26 protein-coding genes are annotated in these 24,404 nt (G+C 48.0%); 2 read left to right on the forward strand and 24 right to left on the reverse strand.

Annotation, left to right across the window (positions count from 1 at the left end; translation table 11 throughout):
* Window positions 1-12: 12 nt before the first annotated feature.
* The 13 genes from deoC to lepA form a co-directional block, all read right to left on the reverse strand.
* Window positions 13-678, reverse strand: a complete 666-nt coding sequence (gene deoC / locus NOM72_RS10700) for a deoxyribose-phosphate aldolase (protein ID WP_023467449.1) — start codon at window positions 676-678, stop codon at window positions 13-15.
* 76 nt (window positions 679-754) lie between these two features.
* Window positions 755-1,639, reverse strand: coding sequence for an EamA family transporter RarD (gene rarD, locus NOM72_RS10705; protein WP_023467448.1), 885 nt, complete (start codon window positions 1,637-1,639; stop codon window positions 755-757).
* A 16-nt stretch (window positions 1,640-1,655) separates the two neighbouring features.
* Window positions 1,656-2,531, reverse strand: a complete 876-nt coding sequence (gene rarD, locus NOM72_RS10710; protein ID WP_023467447.1) for an EamA family transporter RarD — start codon at window positions 2,529-2,531, stop codon at window positions 1,656-1,658.
* Window positions 2,532-2,584: 53 nt separating this feature from the next.
* On the reverse strand, window positions 2,585-3,280 hold the full coding sequence (gene rluF / locus NOM72_RS10715) for a 23S rRNA pseudouridine(2604) synthase RluF (RefSeq protein WP_023467446.1): 696 nt from the start codon (window positions 3,278-3,280) through the stop codon (window positions 2,585-2,587).
* Between the two features lie 107 nt (window positions 3,281-3,387).
* Window positions 3,388-4,722 carry a tRNA (N(6)-L-threonylcarbamoyladenosine(37)-C(2))-methylthiotransferase MtaB gene (mtaB, locus tag NOM72_RS10720; protein WP_023467445.1) on the reverse strand — a complete coding sequence of 445 codons (1,335 nt, stop codon included), beginning with the start codon at window positions 4,720-4,722 and terminating at the stop codon, window positions 3,388-3,390.
* Window positions 4,723-4,727: 5 nt separating this feature from the next.
* The gene (locus NOM72_RS10725; protein WP_075642007.1) at window positions 4,728-5,474 is read right to left on the reverse strand and encodes a 16S rRNA (uracil(1498)-N(3))-methyltransferase; all 747 of its coding nucleotides are present in this window, start codon (window positions 5,472-5,474) and stop codon (window positions 4,728-4,730) included.
* 4 nt (window positions 5,475-5,478) lie between these two features.
* Window positions 5,479-6,426: a 50S ribosomal protein L11 methyltransferase gene (gene prmA / locus NOM72_RS10730; RefSeq protein ID WP_029341002.1), complete on the reverse strand. Its 948-nt coding sequence runs from the start codon at window positions 6,424-6,426 to the stop codon at window positions 5,479-5,481.
* Between the two features lie 25 nt (window positions 6,427-6,451).
* On the reverse strand, window positions 6,452-7,558 hold the full coding sequence (dnaJ, locus tag NOM72_RS10735) for a molecular chaperone DnaJ (protein WP_023467442.1): 1,107 nt from the start codon (window positions 7,556-7,558) through the stop codon (window positions 6,452-6,454).
* Window positions 7,559-7,690: 132 nt separating this feature from the next.
* On the reverse strand, window positions 7,691-9,517 hold the full coding sequence (gene dnaK, locus NOM72_RS10740) for a molecular chaperone DnaK (protein ID WP_035398411.1): 1,827 nt from the start codon (window positions 9,515-9,517) through the stop codon (window positions 7,691-7,693).
* Window positions 9,518-9,565: 48 nt separating this feature from the next.
* A complete protein-coding gene (grpE, locus tag NOM72_RS10745) occupies window positions 9,566-10,123 on the reverse strand; it encodes a nucleotide exchange factor GrpE (RefSeq protein WP_023467440.1) in 558 nt (185 codons plus the stop codon).
* A gap of 24 nt (window positions 10,124-10,147) precedes the next feature.
* A complete protein-coding gene (gene hrcA / locus NOM72_RS10750; RefSeq protein ID WP_023467439.1) occupies window positions 10,148-11,182 on the reverse strand; it encodes a heat-inducible transcriptional repressor HrcA in 1,035 nt (344 codons plus the stop codon).
* Window positions 11,183-11,497: 315 nt separating this feature from the next.
* Complete coding sequence (hemW, locus tag NOM72_RS10755; protein WP_075642004.1) at window positions 11,498-12,643, reverse strand: radical SAM family heme chaperone HemW; 1,146 nt, start codon at window positions 12,641-12,643, stop codon at window positions 11,498-11,500.
* 58 nt (window positions 12,644-12,701) lie between these two features.
* On the reverse strand, window positions 12,702-14,525 hold the full coding sequence (gene lepA / locus NOM72_RS10760; protein WP_023467435.1) for a translation elongation factor 4: 1,824 nt from the start codon (window positions 14,523-14,525) through the stop codon (window positions 12,702-12,704).
* A gap of 232 nt (window positions 14,526-14,757) precedes the next feature.
* On the opposite strand from lepA, the gene rpsT reads away from it, so the two are divergent.
* Window positions 14,758-15,018, forward strand: coding sequence for a 30S ribosomal protein S20 (rpsT, locus tag NOM72_RS10765; protein ID WP_023467434.1), 261 nt, complete (start codon window positions 14,758-14,760; stop codon window positions 15,016-15,018).
* A 126-nt stretch (window positions 15,019-15,144) separates the two neighbouring features.
* On the opposite strand, the gene NOM72_RS10770 is transcribed toward rpsT, so the two are convergent.
* Window positions 15,145-15,588, reverse strand: coding sequence for a GNAT family N-acetyltransferase (locus NOM72_RS10770; RefSeq protein ID WP_041255011.1), 444 nt, complete (start codon window positions 15,586-15,588; stop codon window positions 15,145-15,147).
* A 13-nt stretch (window positions 15,589-15,601) separates the two neighbouring features.
* Complete coding sequence (gene holA, locus NOM72_RS10775) at window positions 15,602-16,603, reverse strand: DNA polymerase III subunit delta (protein WP_255999155.1); 1,002 nt, start codon at window positions 16,601-16,603, stop codon at window positions 15,602-15,604.
* A gap of 100 nt (window positions 16,604-16,703) precedes the next feature.
* Between holA and NOM72_RS10780 the strand changes: the two genes are divergently transcribed.
* Window positions 16,704-16,865: a YqzM family protein gene (locus tag NOM72_RS10780; protein WP_023467431.1), complete on the forward strand. Its 162-nt coding sequence runs from the start codon at window positions 16,704-16,706 to the stop codon at window positions 16,863-16,865.
* Between the two features lie 36 nt (window positions 16,866-16,901).
* Here the strand turns inward: NOM72_RS10780 and NOM72_RS10785 are convergent, their stop codons facing one another.
* From NOM72_RS10785 to yqeH, 9 genes are all read right to left on the reverse strand, one after another.
* Entirely contained in the window at window positions 16,902-19,064 is a 2,163-nt protein-coding gene (locus NOM72_RS10785; RefSeq protein ID WP_255999156.1) for a DNA internalization-related competence protein ComEC/Rec2, read from the reverse strand.
* Window positions 19,064-19,672: a helix-hairpin-helix domain-containing protein gene (locus tag NOM72_RS10790; protein ID WP_064300428.1), complete on the reverse strand. Its 609-nt coding sequence runs from the start codon at window positions 19,670-19,672 to the stop codon at window positions 19,064-19,066. Before NOM72_RS10790 ends, NOM72_RS10785 begins: the two co-directional genes overlap by 1 nt.
* Before the next feature lie 228 nt (window positions 19,673-19,900).
* Complete coding sequence (locus tag NOM72_RS10795; protein ID WP_058704798.1) at window positions 19,901-20,629, reverse strand: class I SAM-dependent DNA methyltransferase; 729 nt, start codon at window positions 20,627-20,629, stop codon at window positions 19,901-19,903.
* Window positions 20,629-20,976 carry a ribosome silencing factor gene (gene rsfS, locus NOM72_RS10800; RefSeq protein WP_023467427.1) on the reverse strand — a complete coding sequence of 116 codons (348 nt, stop codon included), beginning with the start codon at window positions 20,974-20,976 and terminating at the stop codon, window positions 20,629-20,631. Before rsfS ends, NOM72_RS10795 begins: the two co-directional genes overlap by 1 nt.
* The gene (gene yqeK / locus NOM72_RS10805) at window positions 20,973-21,548 is read right to left on the reverse strand and encodes a bis(5'-nucleosyl)-tetraphosphatase (symmetrical) YqeK (protein ID WP_023467426.1); all 576 of its coding nucleotides are present in this window, start codon (window positions 21,546-21,548) and stop codon (window positions 20,973-20,975) included. The genes rsfS and yqeK overlap by 4 nt, the downstream gene beginning before the upstream one ends.
* Window positions 21,538-22,107: a nicotinate-nucleotide adenylyltransferase gene (gene nadD / locus NOM72_RS10810; protein WP_064300344.1), complete on the reverse strand. Its 570-nt coding sequence runs from the start codon at window positions 22,105-22,107 to the stop codon at window positions 21,538-21,540. The genes yqeK and nadD overlap by 11 nt, the downstream gene beginning before the upstream one ends.
* Complete coding sequence (gene yhbY, locus NOM72_RS10815) at window positions 22,104-22,397, reverse strand: ribosome assembly RNA-binding protein YhbY (RefSeq protein WP_023467424.1); 294 nt, start codon at window positions 22,395-22,397, stop codon at window positions 22,104-22,106. Before yhbY ends, nadD begins: the two co-directional genes overlap by 4 nt.
* 2 nt (window positions 22,398-22,399) lie before the next feature.
* Window positions 22,400-23,188, reverse strand: coding sequence for a shikimate dehydrogenase (gene aroE / locus NOM72_RS10820; RefSeq protein ID WP_035398421.1), 789 nt, complete (start codon window positions 23,186-23,188; stop codon window positions 22,400-22,402).
* Window positions 23,188-24,297 (reverse strand): ribosome biogenesis GTPase YqeH, encoded by a 1,110-nt coding sequence (gene yqeH / locus NOM72_RS10825; protein ID WP_023467421.1) that lies wholly within the window; start codon window positions 24,295-24,297, stop codon window positions 23,188-23,190. Before yqeH ends, aroE begins: the two co-directional genes overlap by 1 nt.
* Between the last annotated feature and the right edge of the window lie 107 nt (window positions 24,298-24,404).

Below are 24,404 nucleotides of genomic sequence, written 5' to 3' on the forward strand. Positions count from 1 at the left end.
TTTGAGATATTCTTAGTAGTCGCTATCAGAAGTACCACCTGTAACGATTGCGATTCCTGCTGATGCGCCAATGCGCGATGCACCTGCATCGATCATTGCTTTTGCACCTTCGAAGTCACGAACGCCACCAGATGCTTTAACACCGATGTCAGGACCAACTGTCTCACGCATGAGACGGATGTCTTCGACAGTTGCACCACCTGTTGAGAAACCAGTCGATGTCTTCACGAAGTTAGCACCTGCTTTAACTGAAAGTTCAGCAGCTGTTTTGATTTCTTCTTTTGTAAGAAGGCAGTTTTCGAAGATGACTTTAACGAGTGTACCGTTTGCCGCTTCGACAACCGCACGAATGTCACGTTCTACTAACTCAAGATCGCCATCTTTTAATGCGCCGATGTTGAGAACCATATCGATTTCAGTTGCACCGTTTTGGATCGCATCCTTTGTTTCGAATGCTTTTACTTCTGGTGTGTTTGCTCCAAGTGGGAAGCCGATGACTGTACATACTTTGACGTCATCATCTGATTTTAAGAGTTCTGCTGCTAACGCGACGTATGTTGGGTTAACACAGACGCTTGCGAATTTGTATTCTAATGCTTCTTTACAGAGTGTTTCGATCTGAGCACGTGATGTTTCTGGCTTCAGTGCCGTATGGTCGATCATTCCTGCTAAATTCATGTTTGTTGTCCTCCTTAAGGGTATCCCTTAGACTCTGTTTTTATTCTATCACGCAAGAGGTCAGACTTCTATCTTTTTACGCGACTTTTCGGAGCTGTTTTTTCCGAATCCAGACACCATTGAGCGTAAAGACGATTGCTGCTGTCCAAATACATGTAAACGCCACCATGTGCGTTTTAGTAAATGGTTCGTGATACAGCAACACACCGAGTCCAAGCGACAAGGTTGGTGCGACGAATTGCAGGAATCCGACCCACGTGAACGGAATCCGTTGTGCCCCGAATCCGAATAACAAAAGTGGAACAGCGGTGACAATCCCGGTCAAGATGAGTCCGGTCGTCGTACCGACAGATTCGGTCATCGAAGACGTCCCTTGTACTTGCCAATAGCCTAGGAAAATCAAAGCCAGCGGAAGCGGCGCCATAGTCTCGAGCGTCAGACTGACCGTTGATTCGAGTGGTCGCCGCTTTTTGACGACGCCGTAAAAGCCGAAGCTTAAGGCAAGTGCGATCGAAATCCATGGAAACTCGCCGTAGCCAATCGTCAAAATCAAGACACCGATCGTCGCAAGGACAATCGAGATCCACTCGATCCGTGAAAGCTTTTCCCGAAAGAATACGACACCAAAGACGATGCTGACAAGCGGATTGATGTAATAACCAAGCGACGCTTCGACAATGAATTGATGATTGACGGCCCAGATATAGATGAACCAGTTCAGACTGATGATCAGTCCGTTTAAGAAAAAGAGTCGCCGCGTGAACGGATCGCGTAACGCCGTTTTCCACTTCCCAAGTGCTTTTTGAAATGATAATAAGATGAGCAGAAATAAGAATGACCAGATGATCCGGTGTGCCAGTATCTCTTCACTCGGTACGTTGGCGAGCATCTTCCAGTAGAGCGGTAAGAGTCCCCAAATGATATACGCGACAAGTGTCGCAAAGAATCCTGGTAGATTCACGTAATCCCTTCTTTCATTATGATACCTTCTTCATTCGCATTTTTCCTGCCGATAAACCGCTGATCGTAAAGAGAGCAACAGCAATCCAAATGAACAGGAAAGCGATGAAGTGAATCGTCGTAAAGACGTCATTAAATAGATAAATTCCAAGGAGTAGCGTCAGGGTCGGGGCAATGTATTGGAGAATCCCGACGTAGACAAACGGGATTTTCGGCATTCCGTATCCGAATAACATCAATTGGACTGCTGTTGCGATCCCGAGCATGATGATCGCAACCAGCGCACTCGTCGGCATCGCAAGCGGTTGACTATCTGTCACACCAAGCGTCAAGAGAGCGAACGGGAGCGTGACCAGTGTCTCTAAAAATAATCCGGATAATGGTTCGGCTGCTGCCTTTTTCTTTAGTACACCGTAAAATGCGAACGAGACGGCAAGTGAAAAGGCGATAATCGGAAATTGACCATAACCGAGCGTTAAAATCATCACACCGATGATTGCTGATAAAATCGCAATCACTTGCGGACGCGTCAATCGTTCCTTAAAAAAGATCAAACCGAACAAGACGCTGACGAGCGGATTGATGTAATACCCGAGTGACGACTCAACGATATACCCTTCCCCGATGGCGTAAAGATAGAGCGACCAGTTCCCACCTAATACGAGCCCTGCCGCAAGCACGGTATAGCGCTGGCGTTTGTTTTGCCATAATTGACGAACGAATTGGAATTTCTTCGTCAGGCGTAGTAACAACGTCACGAAGATGAACGCACTCAATATCCGAATTGAAACGACCGTCCATGCTGGAATACCAGCAGCAAATACTTTGTAGATCGGCAACAGTCCACCAATCACGTAGGCGACGAATGTCGCACTCATACCCCGTTTATCCACGGTCATCCCCCTTATGTATGAAGAAAGCCGCCAGTGGCGACTTTCATTGAACCTTATTGCCCGTCAAGCGTCGTAAACAACTCGCGTAATTCCTCTTCTGTCAAATCTCGCCAAGAACCAATCGGTAAATCGCCAAGCTCGATGTTCATGATCCGGACGCGTTGGAGACGCTTAACTCGGTAGCCGAACTCTTTACACATACGGCGAATCTGACGATTTAACCCTTGCGTCAAAATGATCCGGAATGTCCGTGTCTCAAGTGGTTCAACGATGCATTCCTTCGTTGTCGTACCGAGAATGTCAACACCACTCGCCATCCCTTGAATGAACGTATCCGTAATTGGTGCATCGACGGTTACGATATATTCTTTGTCGTGATTGTTTTCTGCTCGTAAGATCCGGTTAACGACATCACCGTCATTCGTCAACAGAATCAAGCCGTCTGAATCTTTATCGAGGCGACCGATTGGGAAAATCCGCTTCGGATGATTGACGAAATCGATGATGTTTCCTTCGATATCAAGCTCTGTCGTACACGTGATGCCGACTGGTTTATTTAAGACGATGTAGACAGGTTTTGGTTTTGTCTGAAGCGGCTGACCGTCGATTTCGACGACGTCCGTTTCTTCAGCTTGCGAGCCGAGTTCTGCTGTCAGACCGTTGATCGTCACACGACCTGCATCGATCAGTTTATCGGCAGCACGTCTTGAGCAAAAACCCGTTTCGCTAATGAATTTGTTGATTCGCATGAATGATAGCCTCTTTCCTTAATTGAACTGTATTCAGTGTAGCGCATTCCTGAAATGAAAACAAAAAAAGTGGCAAAGAAAACCAGAGGTTTCCTTTGCCCTTTCGATTAGACCGCAGCGTCTTTTAATGTCTGCATGATGCGGACGAATTGACCATCATTCATCGGATAGCCGGCTTTCGTGATTTTGACACGAACGAGTTGTCCGATCATTGACTCATCGCCTTCGATTGCGACACGCAGATAGTTATCCGTGTAACCGACGAGACGACCGCCTGCTTCTTCCGAAAATTCTTCCGGAATGATCTCAAGCAGTTCTCCCTCGTATTTCGAAGCATATTCCTTCGCGAGTTGATCTGATAATGCGATCAAGCGCGCGACGCGTTCTTCTTTGATTGATTCCTCGACTTGATCGTCCATCATCGCAGCTGGTGTTCCCGTCCGTTTCGAGTACGGGAAAACATGCAATTCACTGAACTTATGATCATTGATGAAGTTGAACGTTTCCATGAACTCTTCTTCCGTCTCACCTGGGAAACCAACGATGACATCCGACGTGATTGCACAGTCAGGCAGGACTTCCTTCAGACGTGTGATTCGTTCTCCGAATTCCGCCATCGTATACTTGCGGCGCATTCGGCGAAGGACCGTATCGGATGCAGACTGGATCGGAACGTGCAAGTGACGAACGACGATCGGCGAATCCTTCAGGACATCAAGTACCTCGTCCGTGATTTGACTCGCTTCAATCGACGAAATGCGCAAGCGTTCAAGTCCATTGACGGATTCGAGTGCTTTAAGTAATTTTGCTAAGTTGTAGTCTTTCAAGTCTTCTCCGTATCCACCTGTATGGATTCCCGTCAAGACGATTTCTTTGTAACCCGCATCAACGAGCTGTTGTGCTTGCTTCAAGACATCTTCCGGTTGACGAGACCGCATGAGACCACGCGCCCATGGGATGATACAGAACGTACAGAAGTTGTTACAACCTTCTTGAATTTTCAGCGAAGCCCGTGTCCGGTCCGTAAAGGCCGGTACATCCAGTTCTTCATAGACTTTTGCTTTCATGATGTTTCCGACCGCATTGATTGGCATGCGTTCTTCACGGAATTGTTCGATGTATCCAATCATTTTATGCCGATCTTGTGTTCCGACGACGACATCGACGCCAGGAATCGCCATGATCTCAGCAGGAGACGTTTGAGCATAACAACCCGTTACGCAGATGACACTATCCGGATTTTGGCGAATCGCCCGTCGGATGACTTGGCGACTTTTCTTATCTCCGGTATTCGTGACCGTACATGTATTGACGACATACACGTCCGCATGATCCGCAAAATCAACGCGTGCGTAGCCAGCGTCCTTGAACAGTTGCCAGACAGCTTCTGTTTCGTAATGGTTGACTTTACAGCCAAGCGTTTGAAAGGCAACAGTTGCCATTTCGTTCACCCTTTCAATTCAAAATGATACGAGACGGCGGAAAGGACATAAAATGGTGCCGTTTCCGTCCGTAAGATGCGACGCCCTAGAGCGGCTTTTTTAAAACCGGCATCCGTCAAACGTGCGATTTCTGCTTCAGCGAACCCACCTTCAGGTCCGATGACGACAAGAAGGGAATCACCTTCTTGCAATCCAGCAAGCGTCGTAGCGAGGACGGAGGCCTCCCCTTGTTTTGCTGATTCTTCATAGGCAACCAGACAAGCCGTATAGTTCGATGCATCCTGTAAGACTTCATCATACGCCACGAAGTCGACTGTCGGCAAGTGGGCACGGTACGATTGTTCGGCTGCTTCCTTGACGATTTTTTCGAGTCGCTCAATCTTTTTCGGAACCTTCTTCTGATCCCATTTCGAGACGGAACGATCGGCTTCGAAAATTCGTAGATGATGGATCCCGAGTTCCGTTGCTTTTTGGGCAACGAGTTCGATCTTATCGCCTTTTGGCAATCCATGGGCGATCGTCACACGAATCGGTAATTCCGTCTCGATCGGTAGCGTCTCTTCGATCCGGGCAGAAGCCGCTTGTTTATCGAGTGCTTCCAGACGGCACCGGTAAAGACCTGTCCCGTCGAGTACGAGAATCTCTCCGCCGACTTCCATCCGCATGACGTTTTTCATATGGTGTGCGTCGTCTTTCGAGAGATGAAACACCTCTCCCTGACGCATCGAGGGCTCGACGAAATACCGTTGCATATGTTTACGCCTCCCGTTTCGCGATGATCGCGACCCAGTCCTCAAGCTTCGTTGTCTCGACGATCGTAAATCCTGCTTCTTGCATCGCTTGGACGACCATATCCTTCTTCTGACTAATGATACCGGAAGCGATGAAATGACCGCCTGGTAACGTCAACGTATAGGCATCCTTGACGAAGAGGAGGATGACTTCCGCTAAGATGTTTGCGACGATCAACTCGACCGGCTCACTCAATTCCTTCATCAAGTCGCCTTGGCGGACTGTGATCTGCTCACTGACTTCGTTCAAAGCGACGTTTTCCGTCGCTGATTTGACAGCGACTTCGTCTAAATCGAGTGCAAAGACATCCTTTGCCCCAAGCTTCGCAGCTGCGATCGCGAGGACACCGGATCCCGTTCCGACATCGACGACACGGTCTTGCTCTTGCAAGTAATTCTCAATCGCTTGAATACAGAGGACCGTCGTCGGGTGTGTTCCCGTTCCGAATGCCATACCTGGATCGAGCTCGATGATTTTTTCATCCGGTTGTGGCGTGTAGTCTTCCCACATTGGGACGACCGTCAGATGGCGGCTGATTTTGACTGGCTTATAGAATTGTTTCCATGAATGAGCCCAATCTTCTTCATCTACTTGAGTCAGCGTGACAGCACCCGTGCCAATCGACAGACCGAAGTTCGTCAACTGTTGGATGTCATGTTCGATGCCTTTGATCGTGTCCGTCAAATCGCTGCTTTCTGCAAGATACGCCTTCACGAGTACACCTTGTGTCGGATACTCGTCTCGTTTCGTCTCATCCCAAATTTCACCGAAGTTATCTTCGCGGTGGGACATCATCTCGAAATCTTCGACATCCTCGATGACGACTCCGCTTGCTCCCGCTTCATGTAAGATGTTTGAAACTGCTTCGATGGCTTCTTGTGTCGTATGGACACAGATCTCTGACCATTTCATTTCTTGTCACGCTCCTCTGTAGTGATCACCCTGTAAAGAATGTCTTGATCCGGCTGAAGACACCTTCGTGTTGCTCTTCGACACCTTTTTCATCGCTGATTTCATTGAATTCCCGTAAGAGTTCTTTTTGACGTTCCGTCAGATTCTTCGGTGTAATGACGACGACATTGACGTACTGGTCGCCATGGTGACCGGACCGAACGTTCGGCATCCCTTTTCCGCGGAGACGGAATCGCGATCCTGTCTGTGTGCCGGCTGGAATCTTCAGACTGACCTTACCGTGAACGGTTGGTACTTCAATCTCATCACCGAGTGTTGCTTGTGCGAATGTCAGTGGCATATCCATGACGATATGATCATCGACACGTTCGAATAGTTCGTGTGCTGCAACACGAACGACGACATACAAGTCACCCGCTGGTCCACCGTTGACACCGGCTTCCCCTTTACCTGCTAAACGAATTTGTTGCCCATTGTCGATCCCTGCTGGAATTTTGACACGGACATCTTTGTTTTTACGGACGCGACCGGCTCCACGACATGTTTCACATGGCTCCTTGACGATTTGTCCACGGCCATGACATGTCGAACATGTCGTTTGGTTGACGACACGACCGAACATCGTGTTTTGTTCGACGTTGATGTGACCCGAACCACCACATCGTTTACATGTTTCCGGATGTGTTCCTGGTTTAGCACCCGAACCGTGACATGTCCCGCAATCTTCTTCGACTGGAATCGTGATCGTCTTCTCGACACCTGTGACCGATTCCATGAAGTCGATTTCCTCGACGTATTGTAAATCCTGTCCTTTACGTGGTGCATTTGGATCTTGACGACGTCCGCCACCGAAGAACATGTCGAAGATGTCTCCGAATCCTTCAGCTCCACTGAATCCACCGCCACCTTGCGATGGATCTTGGTGACCGAATTGATCGTAACGTGCTCGTTTATTGTCATCGGATAACACTTCATACGCTTCCGATAATTCCTTGAATTTCGCATCCGCATCCGCTTCCTTGTTGACGTCCGGGTGGTACGTCCGGGCAAGCTTACGGTACGCGCGTTTGATTTCCGCTGATGAGGCATCGCGCGCGACGCCTAGTACTTCATAATAATCGCGTTTTTCCACGTGCAGTCTTCCTCTCTCTATTCCGATTCATTTCATACTGTTTGATTTTACCGAACTTCGTGCGACATGGAAAGAGCCAAAGCGCGGATACGCTTTGGCTCTCTCTAGCGCCCGAAAAATCGGTCGGATGAATTACTTGTTGTCTTTCTCGTCGACTTCTTCGAACTCAGCGTCCATGACGTTGTCATCTTGACCACCAGCTTGTGCGCCTTCAGCGCCCGCTTGTTGCTGTGCCATGTTCTCGTAGACTTTTTGTGTCAACTCTTGGACGACTGTCGACAATTCGTCTTTTGCAGAACGGATTGCTTCGATGTCTGTTCCTTCGAGAGCTTTTGTTACTTTTTCTTTTGCAGCTTCTGCTTTTTCTTTATCAGCGTCAGCGACTTGCTCACCGAGGTCTTTGATTGCTTTATCTGTTGCGAAGACGAGTTGGTCTGCTTCGTTGCGTAATTCGACTTCTTCTTTACGCTTGTTGTCTGCGTCCGCGTTTGCTTCTGCATCTTTGACCATTTGCTCGATGTCCGCTTCAGTCAAACCGCTTGATGATTGAATCGTGATCGACTGTTCTTTGTTCGTTCCGAGATCTTTCGCAGAAACGTTAACGATACCGTTCGCGTCGATGTCGAATTTAACTTCGATTTGTGGCACACCACGTGGTGCTGGCGGAATGTCCGTCAATTGGAAGCGACCAAGTGTTTTGTTATCTGCTGCCATTGGACGTTCCCCTTGGAGGACGTGGATGTCAACAGCTGGTTGGCTGTCTGCTGCAGTCGAGAAGACTTGTGATTTCGAAGTTGGGATCGTTGTGTTACGATCGATCAATTTCGTCATCACGCCACCCATTGTCTCGATACCGAGTGAGAGTGGAGTTACGTCGAGAAGAACGACGTCTTTAACGTCTCCTGTCAATACGCCACCTTGAACCGCTGCACCGAGGGCAACGACTTCATCCGGGTTAACCCCTTTGAACGACTCTTTACCAGTGAAGTCTTGGATTGCTTTTTGAACTGCAGGAATACGAGTCGAACCACCAACGAGGATGATTTTGTCGATTTTGTCTGGTGTCAGACCTGCATCGTTCATAGCACGGCGTGTTGGTTCCATCGTACGTTCAACGAGATCTGCTGTGAGATCGTCGAATTTCGCGCGTGAGAGCGTCATTTCCAAGTGAAGTGGACCTGATGCGCCAGCTGTGATGAACGGAAGACTGATTTGTGTTGAAGAAACACCTGAAAGGTCTTTTTTCGCTTTTTCAGCTGCATCTTTCAAACGTTGAAGCGCCATCTTATCTTGAGCAAGATCGATGCCGTTTTCTTTTTTGAATTCTGCTACGAGATGGTCGATGATTTTTTGGTCGAAATCATCTCCACCAAGACGGCTGTCACCAGCAGTTGAAACAACTTCAAAGACGCCATCACCAAGTTCAAGGATCGACACGTCGAACGTACCGCCACCAAGGTCATAGATGAGGATCGTGTGATCTTCGCCTTTTTCGAGACCGTATGCGAGTGCTGCCGCTGTAGGCTCGTTGATGATCCGTTTTACATCAAGACCAGCAATCGTACCAGCGTCTTTTGTCGCTTGGCGTTCTGCATCGTTGAAGTAAGCAGGTACTGTGATGACAGCTTCTGTGACTTTTTCACCGAGGTAGTCTTCTGCTTGCGCTTTTAGTTTTTGAAGGATGATCGCAGAGACTTCTTGTGGTGTGTAGTCTTTGCCTTCGACTTCTACTTTATAGTCCGTACCCATATGACGCTTGATCGACATGATCGTGTTCGGGTTCGTGATCGCTTGACGTTTTGCGACTTCCCCTACTTGACGCTCGCCGTTTTTGAATGCGACGACAGATGGTGTCGTACGGTTTCCTTCTGCGTTAGCGATGACGACAGGTTCGCCACCTTCCATTACTGCAACACATGAGTTCGTTGTACCTAAGTCAATACCGATGATTTTTGCCATGATCTATTTCCTCGCTTTCAATGATTGGAATAATAAAGTGCAAGCTGATTACTCAGCTACTTTAACCATACTCGGACGAATCACACGATCGTGCAATTTGTACCCTTTTTGGAATTCAGCGATGACGACACCTGATTCGTGTTCTTCGCTCGCTTCTTGAACGACAGCTTGGTGTAAGTTCGGATCGAACGCTTCACCGACTGCTGGAATCTCGACGACGCCTTCATTTTGAAGCGTTTCGACGAGTTGACGTTTCACCATCTCAACACCCGTCAAGACGGATTTCGTCTCCTCGTTTTCCGTCTCGATTTGGAGCGCACGGTCCAAGTTATCGACGAGTGGTAACAGCTTTTCGACGATCGCTTGTGAAGAATACTTCGCGCGATTCTCTGCTTCGACACGGTTACGACGCTTGAAGTTCTCAAAATCCGCACGGAGGCGTAATTCTGAAGCTTTTGCTTCTGCGAGTTGTGCTTCGAAGTCTGGTTTCTCGTCTTCGACGAGATCCGCTTGAATGACTTCTTCTTCTGTGACTTCGACGGTTTCAGTCGGCTCTGTCACGTTTTCTTCTTGTTGGAGGTTTTGATTCTGTTCTTTTTCTTCCACTCTGAATCGAGCCCCTTTCTATATTCAATCCAAATTGTTCTTATGCAATTCGGTTTGGAATGCTTGAAGTAGATGGATGATCGAGTTGATTCCCCGGTTGTAATCCATCCGTTTCGGTCCGATCAAGGCGAGTGTCCCGATCGAGACACCGTCGACCGAATAATGGGCCCGGATGACGCTACAATCTTTTAATGCATCCACATTGTTCTCACTCCCGATCGTAATCAGGATTTGATTATCGAGATTCGGTCGGAGGAAATCGAGAACGGCTTCTTGCTGTTCGATCAACTCGAGAACAGGTCGTAATTTTGCGACGTCCTGAAATTCAGGCTGATCGAACATGTTAGCTTTCCCGCCCAGATAGATGAACGGTCGCTCCTCTTGATCCGTCAAGACGAGATCAAGTGCCTTCGAGAGCAACACCGTCTGTTCAGAATGCTCTGAACGGAAGCGACGGATTTCCTCGAGCAGACGACTGCGCAAGGCTGAGAGTGGCGTACCGCGTAACGTCTGATTCAGACGTTCCATCAGTCGGCTCGCTGCTTCCTGGGATAACGCTTGATTCAATTGCAAAGTCTTGTGTTCGACATGTCCCGTCTCGGTGACGAGAACGATGACGACACGACCTTCAGCAAGAGGAATCAATTCCAGATGATGCAAGCGTTGTCCCTCTTCTTTTGGTCCAAGTACAAGCGTCGTGTAATGGGTTAAATCGCTCAACAGGTCTGCTGTGTGCCGAATCAACCGATCATTCTCATTCACGGAATGGGCAAAGAGTGATTTCAATGCCTGCGCTTCTTTTGGTGTGATGCTTTCCGGACGAATCAGATGGTCGACATAAAAACGATATCCGAGTTCGGAAGGAATCCGTCCTGCGGAAGTGTGTGGCTTTTCAATCAGACCCATCTCTTCGAGGTCCGCCATCTCGTTACGAATGGTCGCGGAACTGAACGTCACGTCGTCTCGCTTGGAGAGCGTCCGTGAGCCGACGGGTTGAGCAGTCTTGATGTAATCATCGACGATTGCACGTAAAATCAACAATTGACGATCCGTCAGCACCTTCTTCACCACCTTATTTTGTTAGCACTCACTTTTAACGAGTGCTAATTACATCTTTTACTATAAGGAATTGTCCGTCCGATGTCAACCGAATTGCATGACCCTTTGAACAGTTTCCCATTCTGCGATACAGTGAAACAAAGAATGGAAAGGATGAATCGGATGATTGAATTATTGGCAATGGCAGGAGTCTTTGTCTGGCTGTTCATCGCGGTCATCGGAACGACTGCCTATTTTTTAAGGAAATCCAAAAAATGAAAAGAAGCGGTCTTCCTCTTTTTTAGGGAACACCGCTTCCTTTCATTTATTTAAGATTCATTGAACCTGCGCTTCACCGATGAACTCCGCAAAGACTTCGTTCGCTAATGGAACTCCAGCAGGCGTCAAACGGATATGTGTCTCCGTCTGTTCGACGAGACCGTTTGGCAATAAACGTTTCATGACTTCACCAAACACATCTTTAAACGCTACTCCATATTTCGTCTGGAAACGTTCGAGTGATACGCCATCCTTCATTCGAAGTCCGAGGAACATCTCTTCTTCCATCCGCTCGACGTTCGTCAACGGCGTCTCTTTTCGAACCGGTAACCCTTCCGCCTTGATATAGTGCGGAATTGGTGCGATGTTCGCACGACGCGTCTGATTGATATAGCTGTGTGATCCTGCACCGAATCCGTAGTACTCATCGTTTTCCCAGTAGACGCGATTATGACGACTCTCTTTTCCTGTTTGCGCGAAGTTCGAGATCTCATACTGCGCATATCCACCTGCTTCGATCGTATCGATCATCACTTGATACATCTCTGCCTCGAGATCTTGCGTCGGTAGCGGTAACTTTCCTTTTCGCTCTTGAATCGCAAAGACCGTGTGCGGTTCTAAAATCAACGAATAGGAGGAGATATGCGTGATCGGTAATTGAAGTGCCCGCGAGACGTCGTAGCGGACCTGATCGAGCGTCTGATTCGGTAAGCCGAACATCAAGTCGACGGAGATGTTATCAAACCGTTTTGCCGCTGCATCGAGCGTCTGCGCGACTTTTGCTTCCCGGTGCGTCCGACCGATGCGTTCGAGCAAACCGTCATCAAACGATTGGACACCAAAACTGACGCGATTGACACCGCCCGCCTTCATGATATCGAGCTTCTCTTCTGATACACCGTCCGGGTTCGACTCGACTGTATACTCTAAATCATCGCCTGTCAGGGGCAACAAGTGTTTCTGGATGATTTCCATCAACCGTTGCATCTGTGGTTCATTTAAAGCGGTTGGTGTTCCGCCACCGATGAAGATCGTCTCGAGATGATCCGTCGGGTATTGTTTCAACGTCATTTCGATTTCGCGTTCGAGCGCATCGAGGTATTCATCGACGGGCTGATTCTTTAAAAAGACTTTATTGAAATCACAGTAATAACAAATATGTTCACAAAAAGGGATGTGGACATATGCGGCGCGTATTCCCATTTCGCCTCATCCTTTCTCTATAAAAACCAAAAAGGGGACGCAAGCGCCCCCCACCTGTTTAATCTTCGTCCATGGATAGAACGGACATGAAGGCTTCTTGCGGTACCTCTACTGAGCCTACCATCTTCATGCGTTTCTTACCTTCTTTTTGCTTCTCGAGCAGCTTCCGTTTCCGAGAGATATCTCCCCCGTAACATTTCGCGAGAACGTTCTTCCGTAATGCCTTGATCGTCGAACGAGCGACAATCTTCGTTCCGACAGCGGCCTGTATCGGCACTTCGAACTGCATCCGCGGAATCAATTCTTTCAACTTATCAACGATGACTTTCCCGCGTTCGTACGCAAAGTCACGGTGAACGATGAAGCTGAGCGCATCGACGTTCTCGTTGTTGAGCAGGATGTCCATCTTGACGAGACGCGACTGTTGGTAGCCGATCAATTCATAATCAAGTGACGCATACCCTTTCGTACTCGATTTCAACTGATCGAAGAAGTCGTAGACGATCTCAGATAACGGTAACTCATACGTGATTTTGACACGTGTCGTATCGATGTATTGCATGTCAACGAATGTCCCACGCTTCTTTTGACACAACTCCATGATCGCACCAACGTAATCATTCGGTGTCATGACAGCAGCCTTAACGAACGGCTCTTCGATGAATTCGACTTTTTGCTGATCCGGCATCTTCGATGGGTTATCGACGTGCAAGACTTCACCCGCTGTCGTCGTCACGTGATAGATAACCGATGGTGCCGTCGTGATCATATCGATGTTGAATTCACGTTCGATTCGCTCCTGGATGATTTCCATGTGGAGCATCCCGAGGAATCCACAACGGAATCCGAATCCGAGTGCTTGTGATGTCTCTGGTTCGAACTCAAGCGCCGCGTCACTAAGTTGTAGTTTTTCAAGCGCTTCTCGTAAATCGTTGTATTTCGCAGCATCGATTGGATAGAGTCCACAGTATACCATCGGATTCATCTTACGGTATCCTGGCAGTGCTTCAGTAGCTGGCTGTTTCGCAAGCGTAATCGTATCCCCGACACGTACGTCGCCGACCGTTTTGATCGAAGCAGACAAGGTCCCAACATCACCGACCGTCAATTCTTGCTGACGTAATGGTTTTGGTGTCGCAACGGCAAGTTCCAGAACCTCAAAGTCCTTACCTGTCGACATCATCCGAATCTTATCGCCGACTTTAACTGTTCCGTTGACGATTCGAATCGATGCTACGACACCACGGTAAGCGTCATAATAGGAGTCAAAGATCAATGCTTCGAGTGGTGCAGACGGATCACCCGTCGGCGCTGGTACTTTCTCGACGATTTGTTCGAGAATTTCTTCAATACCGATCCCTGCCTTCGCAGAAGTCGGAACGGCTTCAGATGCATCAAGTCCGATGACATCTTCGATTTCTTGACGGACGCGTTCGACATCCGCAGAAGGTAAATCGATTTTGTTAATGATCGGAAGGATTTCGAGATCGTTGTCGAGTGCTAAGTAAACGTTCGCAAGCGTCTGCGCTTCGATTCCTTGCGCCGCATCGACGACGAGGACAGCCCCTTCACAAGCTGCAAGTGAACGCGAGACTTCATATGTGAAGTCGACGTGTCCAGGTGTATCAATGAGGTGAAGAATGTAATCTTCCCCATCTTTTGCTGTATACTTCAATTGAACAGCGTTGAGTTTAATCGTGATGCCACGCTCACGTTCGAGATCCATGGCATCAAGTGTCTGATCTTTCATTTCGCGCGATGTCAACGCGCCAGTTTTTTCTAAAATTCGGTCAGCGAGTGTCGACTTCCCGTGATCGATATGGGCAATGATCGAGAAGTTACGAATACTCTTCTGCCGCTTTAAACGGTCTTCATTCGTCATGTTTAGAGTCACCTTACCTTATTTTCAAACGTACATACGGTTCATTATACCAAAAAGCGCTTCACTGTACTATCTCGTTTTGTTTTACCCGAAAAACAAAATGTGAAGATTCCCTAGACGTCGTATTGCTTTTAAGAAAAACGTTTGCTACAATTGTGTTTGTTCTGTTGAACGATAACTGCAGATATGCGAATATAAATCTCGAATGAGTTTTATTGGAGGTGAATCATCCATGGCTAACATTAAATCAGCAATCAAACGCGTTAAAACAGCTGAAAAACGCCGCGTCGCTAACGTACAACGTAAATCGGCAATGCGTTCAGCGATTAAAGCAGTCGAAACTTTCGCAGCTGAAGGTAACAAAGACCAAGCGGTCCTTGCTTTCGCTACAGCTTCTAAAAAAATCGACAAAGCTGCTGCTAAAGGTCTCATCCACAGCAACAAAGCTGGTCGTGACAAATCACGTCTCGCTAAACTCGTAAACGCACTTTAATTCTTTCCGAAGAATACGGTGATGGGTCGCCACTAGGAGGGTTCTCCAGTGGCGATTTTTTATATGATCTAAAATGGCGGACGAAGGAATCGTTTTACACGATTCCTTCGTCCGCCATTTCTTGTCTTACTTGTCGTCTAGACGATCGATCATGACATAGTGAAGACCGATCCCTTCAATGAGGAACGGTTCTCCAACACGTTCCAGTCCGAGGCGCTCATAAAAAGGAAGTGCCGTGACGCGGGCGTTACACCACCATGCTGTCACTTGTCGTTCTTTCAATAGACGACGGGCTTCTTCAATCAGCGCCCGACCATACCCTTCACCACGCACGTCTTCACTCGACGCCATACCACGAAGCTGATACGTCGCTCCTGGCGCTTGTGCATGAGATTGTTCCGAGAAACTACCGATTGCGACGATTTGTTGTGCTTTTATCCCGCCGAGATGAAACGTCGATGCAAGCGCATCGTCTGGGTAGATACATGCTTCACGTGGTTGATGGGGACGTAACACATCATGCCGTAATGGGATGACCTCTTCTGCTGTAATGATCTGGACTTCCATCATCGTTTGCCTCCTCTTATAGCGTCGCTAAGCGAACAATCAACGCATCGAATAAAATCTTCTTATCACCGCGTCCTGTTTTCATACCTTCATCCGTCGTCGTGATGGCGATGAGTGCTTGCTCGAGCTGCGCAAACGTAAACCGTTTGGCAGACTGGAGTGCCAATTTGATCGCATACGGATGAGCTCCGACTTTTGATGCGATTTGTCGTTCTCCGTATCCTTGTTCTGCTAATCGTTTCGACAGCAACATCATCCGGTATTGGCGTGCCATCAGTCCAAGGAGAGCCAACACTTCCTGTCCTTGTTTTTCAAGGTCGCGAATCAAGCGGATCGCTGGTTCGAGTTGACGCTTCATCAAGTAGTCCGTTAATTGAAAGACGTTGTCCTCTAATGTCCGCGGAACAAGCAAATCGACATCCTCGATTTCGATCGTCGGGCGATCTCCTGCAAACAACATCAACTTCTCAAGTTCATGGGCTAATGTCCCCCACATCTCAGCAGTCAAGAAAATGAGTCGCTCGATTGCTGGACGTTCCATCCGGTATCCTTTGTCGTTGACAGCATCCAGAACGAAGCGGAACAACTCTTCGGTCGTCGGTTTTTTTGCCTCTAGTACCGTCGCGCGCTCCTTCAATCGTTTGACGACGGTTTTTCGTTCATCGAGCTTTTCTGCTTCGACGATCAAGACAACCACCGCGTAGTCTGCCGGTTGTAGGATATAATCTGCTAACCGTTCGAGATTATGTTGTTTTTTATCTTTCGCTCCTGTCAGAAACGTTGCAGGTTTTGCAACGACGACACGGTAGTCGCTTAAAAAGGGTACCGTCTCCGCTTCATCGAGTACCGCATCAAGCGATTGGTCGTTCAAATCGATTTTCATATAATCAAAGCGTTCTCCGTCCGGAAGAGCCGCTTTTACGATTTCACGTTCCCATTCTTCTAACAAGTGTCGTTCTGTTCCATATAATAAGTATAAATTCGCTAATTTTCCATTGACGAGCCAAGGAGTTTTCATCATTCCCACCACATTTCACAGTTTGTTCTTAACTTCATCATAGATAATCCTCTTTTATTCCGCTATACTAGAAGCGGAATCTATTAAGGGGGAATGCAGCATGGCACATTCAGTACGCCCACCAAGTGAAAACGCGTTCGAGAACGATATTCAATCAAAACGCAACGATGCGCTCGACTCTGCCGTTGGTTTTGGTGCATCATTCGGCTTCTTCGCAGTCTTGTTCATCATCGGTGTCGCAATTAAGTTCTTAAGTCTATAATCAGTAAAACAGCAACCTTGGGGGGTTGCTGTTTTTTTATTTTATCATAGGTTCACAGCCCGCTGAAGAACAAGTTACACTCCCGTCCTCATCCGTTCGAAAGACGATCCGATCTGTCCCGATCCGCTCAAGCACGTCCGGATGCGGATGCCCGTATCGATTTTTTCGTCCGACTGATAAGATGACAATCTTCGGATTTGTCTTCTGCAAGAGTTCTTCACCGGTCGACGTGTTCGAACCATGATGACCTGCTTTTAGAATATCGATCGGACCAATCGTTAATTCGTCCTCGATTGCTAGGCCAGCGTCACCCGTCAGTAAAACACGTTGTTTGGCAATCTGTGCAAGTAATATAATAGACCGATCGTTCTCTTCTTCTTCTCGTCCAGTCGGTGCAAGTACATGTAACCAAGGACGAATCGTTTGTCCCTTTTGAACGAACTTGACATGCGTTCCAGTTGCTTCGATCGAATGAATCAAATCGTTTCGCTTCTCATCCGTGTTGTCATACGCCCCTAAATAAATGGTTTTCACACGAACTTGACGCAGTAATCCTAGCAGTCCACCGACGTGATCGTGATCAGCATGTGTCACGATGAGACCGTCGATTTCTGCTTCTCCTCGTGTGAATAAAAAGGGCGCGACGATATGACCACCCGGATCAAACGGACGAAGCAGTGGATGCGTCGTTTGCTGATAAACACCACCTGTGTCTACGACGAACGTCTCTCCTGCTTTCTCAAGTACGATACTATCCCCTTGCCCGACATCTAAAAACGTGATTTGTTCAGGTACGTGCCACTCCGTGTAACCCCATGCCGTAAGCAAAAGGACCAATGGGAGAGCATGCCCCCACCATCTCCGTTCAGCAATGAACCAAGCGATTCCCGTTCCGACAACGACGATTGTCAAGACGATCGGAGAAAATGTTGGAACGGCAACCATTGCTAACGGCAGATGTTCCGCTAGCTGTAATGCTTGGTCCATCCATTGAATCGCGTACTGATGCGCAATCTGAAACGTCGAACTGAGCGGTAAAAATGGAAGCGTCGCAAGGAGGAACGATCCTGGCAGAATCACCCACTCAATCCAGCTACCAATTAATAAATTCAACAACGGAGACCAGATTGAAACCGTTGTTTGTTCAATCCCCTGTAAAAACAAAAGGGTTCCGAATTGTGCCCACGCACTGATAAGTAGCCAGTTCCAAGGACGACGAACCGAACCCATGAGTCGTCTCGACAGCACAAGAAACAGCGTCAGTCCGACCGTCAATTGAAATCCGATATCGTAAATGACAGTTGGTTGAATCGCTAATTGAAAAGCCGCGACCCCCGCAATGACCTCCACCGGATCTAACGGTTTGTGGAAACGACGACCGAGCAGCAGAATCATCGCGACGAGCACAGCCCGAGTGACTGGAGGACTCCACTCCGTCAACCATCCGTAAATCGGCAGTAAGATCAGAACGATATCAAGTCGTTTTTCTTTTGTCATCCTGATTTTTCGTAAGACGTACAGCAGACTAAACACTAAAAAAGCGATATGTGATCCTGAGATGACGATCGCATGTAATAAGCCGAATTTCTTAAACCGTTCGAGCGTCACTTGATCCATTAATCGATCCTCACCAAATACAAGTGCTTCGACGTAGAATGCTTGCTTTTGTGGTAACAAGTCTTCTATCCGTTTCAACCATGCTTCACGTACCCGTCTTCCTTCTGCCGCATATCCAAGTGTCGGATGACAGGAATCAAATGAACGTACTTCCCACTTTCCAGCGTAACGATTCGTATGCATGAATTGCAGTTCGTCAAAACCTCCCGCATTCGATTGTTGACGGACATCGAGCGGTTCCGTATCGACGTGACAGGAGTAACCGATTCGTTCGTATCCTGTCTCATCTTCTGCAATCGTTGCCGTCAATAGAATCGATTGACCGTTGCTCTCCGCATCATAGCGAATTCGATCCCCATTACGCTTACCTGATAAGATGTCAACAGACGAGACGTCGTGCGGTTCAGGTGACAGATGACCCATTCCGATGAATAGACAACTCAGAATGAACAAAAAGAAAAGACGACTGATTGAAAAAGACCATGACTTCATGATTGCAAAGAGCATCAGGAACACTAACCACCAGATCGATTCTTTAATGGCGACAATGAGTAAGAGAACGAACAGCGTATGAAGTGGCATCAGTAGACGATCAGGTAGGATTTAAGCGATTCTAACGTCTTTTCCCCAAAGCCCTTCACATCTCCGAGTGATTCATACGTCGCAAATCCCCCCTTCTCCTCACGGTAGGCCAAGATCGCTTCTGCTTTGGCAGGACCGATTCCCGGAACCTCCATCAACTGTTCCGCCGTTGCCGCATTGAGGTCAATCAGTCCTTTTGGTATCTCTGCTTTTGAGCGTTTCGTTGGTTTCGGCTGATCTTTCGTCTTTTTTACCGGCACGATGACTTCCTGTCCATCAATGAGACGTGCCGCGAGATTCATTTGTCGAATGTCAGCTTTCTCAGTCGTCTTTGCTTTTTCGATTGCATCCTTCACTCGATCACCGAGGTGGAATTGATAGGGTCCAGGTGCTTCTACCGCCCCTTTTATGTCGACCATGATGAGTTTGTCACGAATCGAGGTCTCCTTTTCTGCTGGCTCTGCTTTTGCCTCTTGTTGTTTATCTGTTAAGGACGGTTGATCGACCATCGCTTCATTCGAACAAGAGGGTAATGGTACGAACAATAAAATGATGAGTAGCAGGACGACGACGAGACCTGCGATTTGTTGCAAACGTGGAACGGTCAAGACGAATCCCTCCTTTTTCCACGACTCTAACAGGTCGCTACGGACTTCAGGAAACGAAGGAATACACACTAACCACTCTTTTACAACATGATACGGTGTGTTATGTCGGATAAAGGTCATACCATCCATGCCGTTACTTTGAATTAGCATCTGTTTGACGAACAAAAAATCCGTCTCCTTTAAGCAACACGAATGTGTATCACTTAAAGAAGACGGATGAGATCACTTTTACATTTTTTCAGCAACGAAGAAAATCCGCTCGGCTGTCTCAGAAGGAGCATCCGGTCCAAAATCGCCTGTGACCGCGAGGACCCGGAATCCGGCGTCGCGTAACCATGTCACGTACTGTGCTGGAGGATACGTCCGCTGATGATGCGTTTCATCGACACGCTCATAGCGACCGTCCTCTTCCTCGATGAAGAAAGTCAGTTCATGGACGACAGAAAGCGGTGCTTCACCAGGATCCGCGAACCAGATATACGAACTTTGCTCCGCATGTGTCGCATATGTCTTTCCATTGAACAACGTTTCCATCTTGTATGGAGAGTGTGTATCAAATAAGAGACGTCCACCCTCTTTGAGGATTGCTGCTACATGTGTAAACGTCTGTTTGACATCCTCTTCCGTCCGGAGATAATTCAAGGAGTCGCATAGGATCGTCACGGCATCGACAGGTGTCGGCAATTCGATTTCGCGCATGTCTTGCGCCCAGAATTGAATGCGTAATCCCTCTTCCATCGCTTTTTCCTGCGCGACTTCGAGCATCTCTTCCGATAAATCGATTCCGAGCATCTCATAGTGTGCCGCTAATGCAAGCGTCGCCGTACCCGTTCCACATCCGATATCAGCAATCGTACTGCCAGTCGGAACGTATGCTTTGACCCAGTCGACCCATTGATCGTACGGGACGTCTTGCATCAATTCATCATAGATGTAGGCGAACTGTTCGTATGCCATTAGTTGACCTCGACTTCAACCTTTGGAGCATCTGCCCAGAGTTTTTCGAGATTATAGTAATCACGATCGTCACGGTGGAAGACGTGAACGACGACGTTTTCAAGATCCGCTAACACCCAACGTGCCGCATCGAATCCTTCGAGACGTTTGATCGGCAGGTTATGTTCGTGCGCGACTTCTTTGAGTTCACGTGCGATTGCCTGTACTTGTTTTTCTGAATTCCCTTCACAGATGACGAAGTAGTCGGCAACTGGTGAGATGCTCGACATATTCAGGACGACGATATCTTCAGCGCGTTTATCGTCGATGGCATTTACGATTAATTGTAATTCTTGTTCGACTGTCATAGGACGGTCCCCTTTCGTTTGGCCGCGACGAAGGCATTATAGGTCTCAATCGTTCGCGGAAAGATGATGGCTTGTTTTTTACATAAAAAATGAATCGTCTGACTGAGTGTTGCGATGACGGCGTCCGTCAAATCCTGCTCCGCTACTTCACGAAGCGCTTCGACACCTGGATAACTGCGATTTGGTTCAATCGCATCCGCGACGAAGATGATTTGATCGAGCAACGGCATACCGGGTGCCCCCGTCGTGTGATTTGCGATCGCTTGATAAATCACGTCTGAATCAAGACCAAGTTCTCGACGGACAAGCTCCGCACCTACTGGCGCATGAAGCAGTTCGTCATCATAATCGAGTAAAACCCGTTGATTCAATTCAACGGCAATCGAACGCATCTCATTCGTATCGCGGTATTTCGCATAATCATGAAGCATAGCAGCAAGTGTTGCTTCTTCTTCGTCAACACCATATTTAAGAGCCAAGTGTCGTGCTGTCTCAACGACACCTAATGTGTGCACATAGCGTCGCTCAGGCAACGTACGCTCAATGATTTGACGTGCTTCTTCAAGGCGCATATAGATTCCACTCCTCAATCCGTTGTCGAACGGCTTCCGGTACAAGGTAGCGAATGCTCCGTCCACGCGCGACCCGTTGCCGGATATCCGTCGAAGAAATTTCTAGCAATGGCATATCGACCGCTTTCACACGGGCACCACGCGGAATCAGATACCGACTGCCCGGTCGAGCGACGGCACCAAAGACGACTTCCTCGTATAACTGTTCGGCTTGATACCACGTATCGAGACTCACGAGTGAATCTGCTCCAATGAGAAATAGAAACTCATGCTCCGGGTACCGGTGCTTGAGTGCACGAATCGTATCATACGTATAAGAAGGCTCTTCGCGCTCAAACTCGATTGCTGAGACGGAAAAAGCAGGATTCAATGCAATTGCTTCTTCTACAAGGCGTAAACGCTTGGTTGCGTCTGTGACTGTACGTTGTTTATGCGGTGGCACATTCGCTGGTACGAACCAGACCGCATCGAGTTCGAGTTGTTCCTGCGCTTGTTCGGCAATCAGGAGATGACCGATATGCGGAGGATCGAACGTTCCGCCCATCAGTCCGATTTTCATCGTGGCAATTCGAGCGTCTTGTTCTCTTTTGATTCTTTATAGAGAACGATGACTTTTCCGATGACTTGAACGAGTTCAGCATTCGTTCCTGCGACGAGTTCTTGTGCGACATCCTTCGGTGCGTCCGCACAATTTTGCAATACTTGTACTTTCAAGAGTTCCCGTTTTTCGAGCGCATCCATCAAATCAGCGCACATCGCTTCGCCGACTCCATTTTTACCGACTTGGAAAATCGGGTTTAAGTCATGAGCTGTCGCGCGTAAAAAACGTTTTTGTTTACCTGTTAACATGATTAAAATTCCTCCAATTGCTTTCGTATCACCTGCTCGCCAAGTGCAAGGTCAGGTGCTTGTCCGGTGAAGCGTTCAAATGCTTCAGCCGCTTGTAAGACGAACATCGGGACGCCGTCAAGTGTGTCGAGACCTTTTTCGGTCGCTTCACGCAATAGACGGGTCGGCGTCGGTCGATAAATAATATCACAAATCAAGGCGTGCGTCTCCGTCAATTCGATCGGACGTGCCTCGATATGTGGCGCCATCCCGACAGAAGTCGTATTGATGATGACGTCGTAACTCGTTAAATCAAATGTTTCTTGCCATGGTAGAACGGTTGCTCCGAATTCATCGGCAACTGCCTTAGAGCGTTCTTCTGTACGATTCGTGATCGTCACATCTCCGGGCAACGCAGCAATGATGCCTCGCGCCGCACCGCCCGCACCAAGAACGAGCGTCTTTTGAAATGACGGACGACGTTCTATCAATGCGCGGACGAATCCGATTCCATCTGTATTCGCACCAATCAACTGCCCATCCTGCCGATATACCGTATTCACGGCGCCTGCTTTTTGAGCTGCCGGCTCTAGCCGATCCAGATACGGGATAATTGCTGTTTTATGTGGAATCGTCACATTGATTCCGTCTAGCTGATGTGTGCGTAATTTTGTAATGATTTGCGGCAATTGCTGCTCCGTTACATCGATGAGGTCATAACAGCCGAAAAGCCCAGCCGCTTCCAGCCAAGCTGTATGCAGCTCAGGTGAAAGTGAATGGGCAATCGGATGACCGATGACGGCAAAGCGCATCAGACGAGCGCCTCACGTAAGGATACAGCGACACCTTTCGGGGCATAAGCAGCGACACGTCCACCTTTTCCGTGAACCGCAACCCACCCGAGTCCACTGAAGACGATATCCGTCTTCATGTTGTCGCGGAGGCTGAATTCATGACGGACAAGCGGCGGTAGCATCTCCCGCGTCTTTTCGTTTGGCGGAGACAACAGCTCACCGTTGTGGTTCGCGTATAAATCGTCTGCTTTTTCAAGCTTCGTCCGGTGAACTTTCAATTCGTTCGACATGTAGATGACGAATGAACGCTTGTTCCCTTCCATATAGTCCAATCGTGCAAGACCTCCGAAGAAGAGTGTCTGTTGCGGATGGATTTGGAAGACTTGTGGCTTGATCTCTTTTTTCGGTGTGATCAGCTTCAAGTCCTTTGCATCAACATAGTGAGCCATCTGGTGATGATTGATGATCCCCGGTGTATCATACAGGTTACAGTTATCGTCGAGTGGAATGTCGATCAAGTCTAGTGTCGTTCCTGGGAAGTGACTGACCGTGATGACGGCTTCATCTTCTTCACCGAAGCGTTTGATGACTTGGTTGATCAGTGTCGATTTCCCGACGTTCGTACAACCAACGACATAGACGTCGCGACCTTTTCGATAATAATCGATTTTTTCAGCGAGTTCATCGACTCCGTGCCCTTTTTTCGCACTGATCAGATGAACGTCGACTGGACGTAATCCAAGTTCTTTCGATGCTTGACGCATCCAGTTCATGAGGCGGTTCGGGTTGAGTGACTTCGGTAATAAATCGGCTTTGTTCCCGACGAGTAAGACATCGTTTTTACCGACGAACCGATGTAAGCCCGGTAACCAACTTCCATTAAAATCGAAGATATCAACGATTTTAACGACAAGTGCATCTTTTTGACCGATTCCGTCTAAGATTTTAACGAAATCATCGTCCGATAACGATACATCTTGAATTTGATTGTAGTGCTTTAATTTAAAGCAACGTTGGCAAATGACCATTTCACGATCAAGTGCAGATTTAGGTGCGTATCCTGGTGCTTTCGTGTCTTCCGTTTGAATGGCGACACCACAGCCAGCGCAGTGGATTTCTTCGATCATATTATGTTGAGCCGCATGCGGGAACGATATCCCTTCTCTTTTCACCGTAGCGCCCTGCTCGCTACTCCAAGAGCGTAACTTCCGACCTCTCGCCGTACATGTTGCGA

Origin of the sequence: Exiguobacterium sp. LL15, assembly GCF_024436095.1 — a bacterium.
In the GTDB taxonomy this organism is placed as follows: Bacteria; Bacillota; Bacilli; order Exiguobacteriales; family Exiguobacteriaceae; genus Exiguobacterium_A; species Exiguobacterium_A indicum.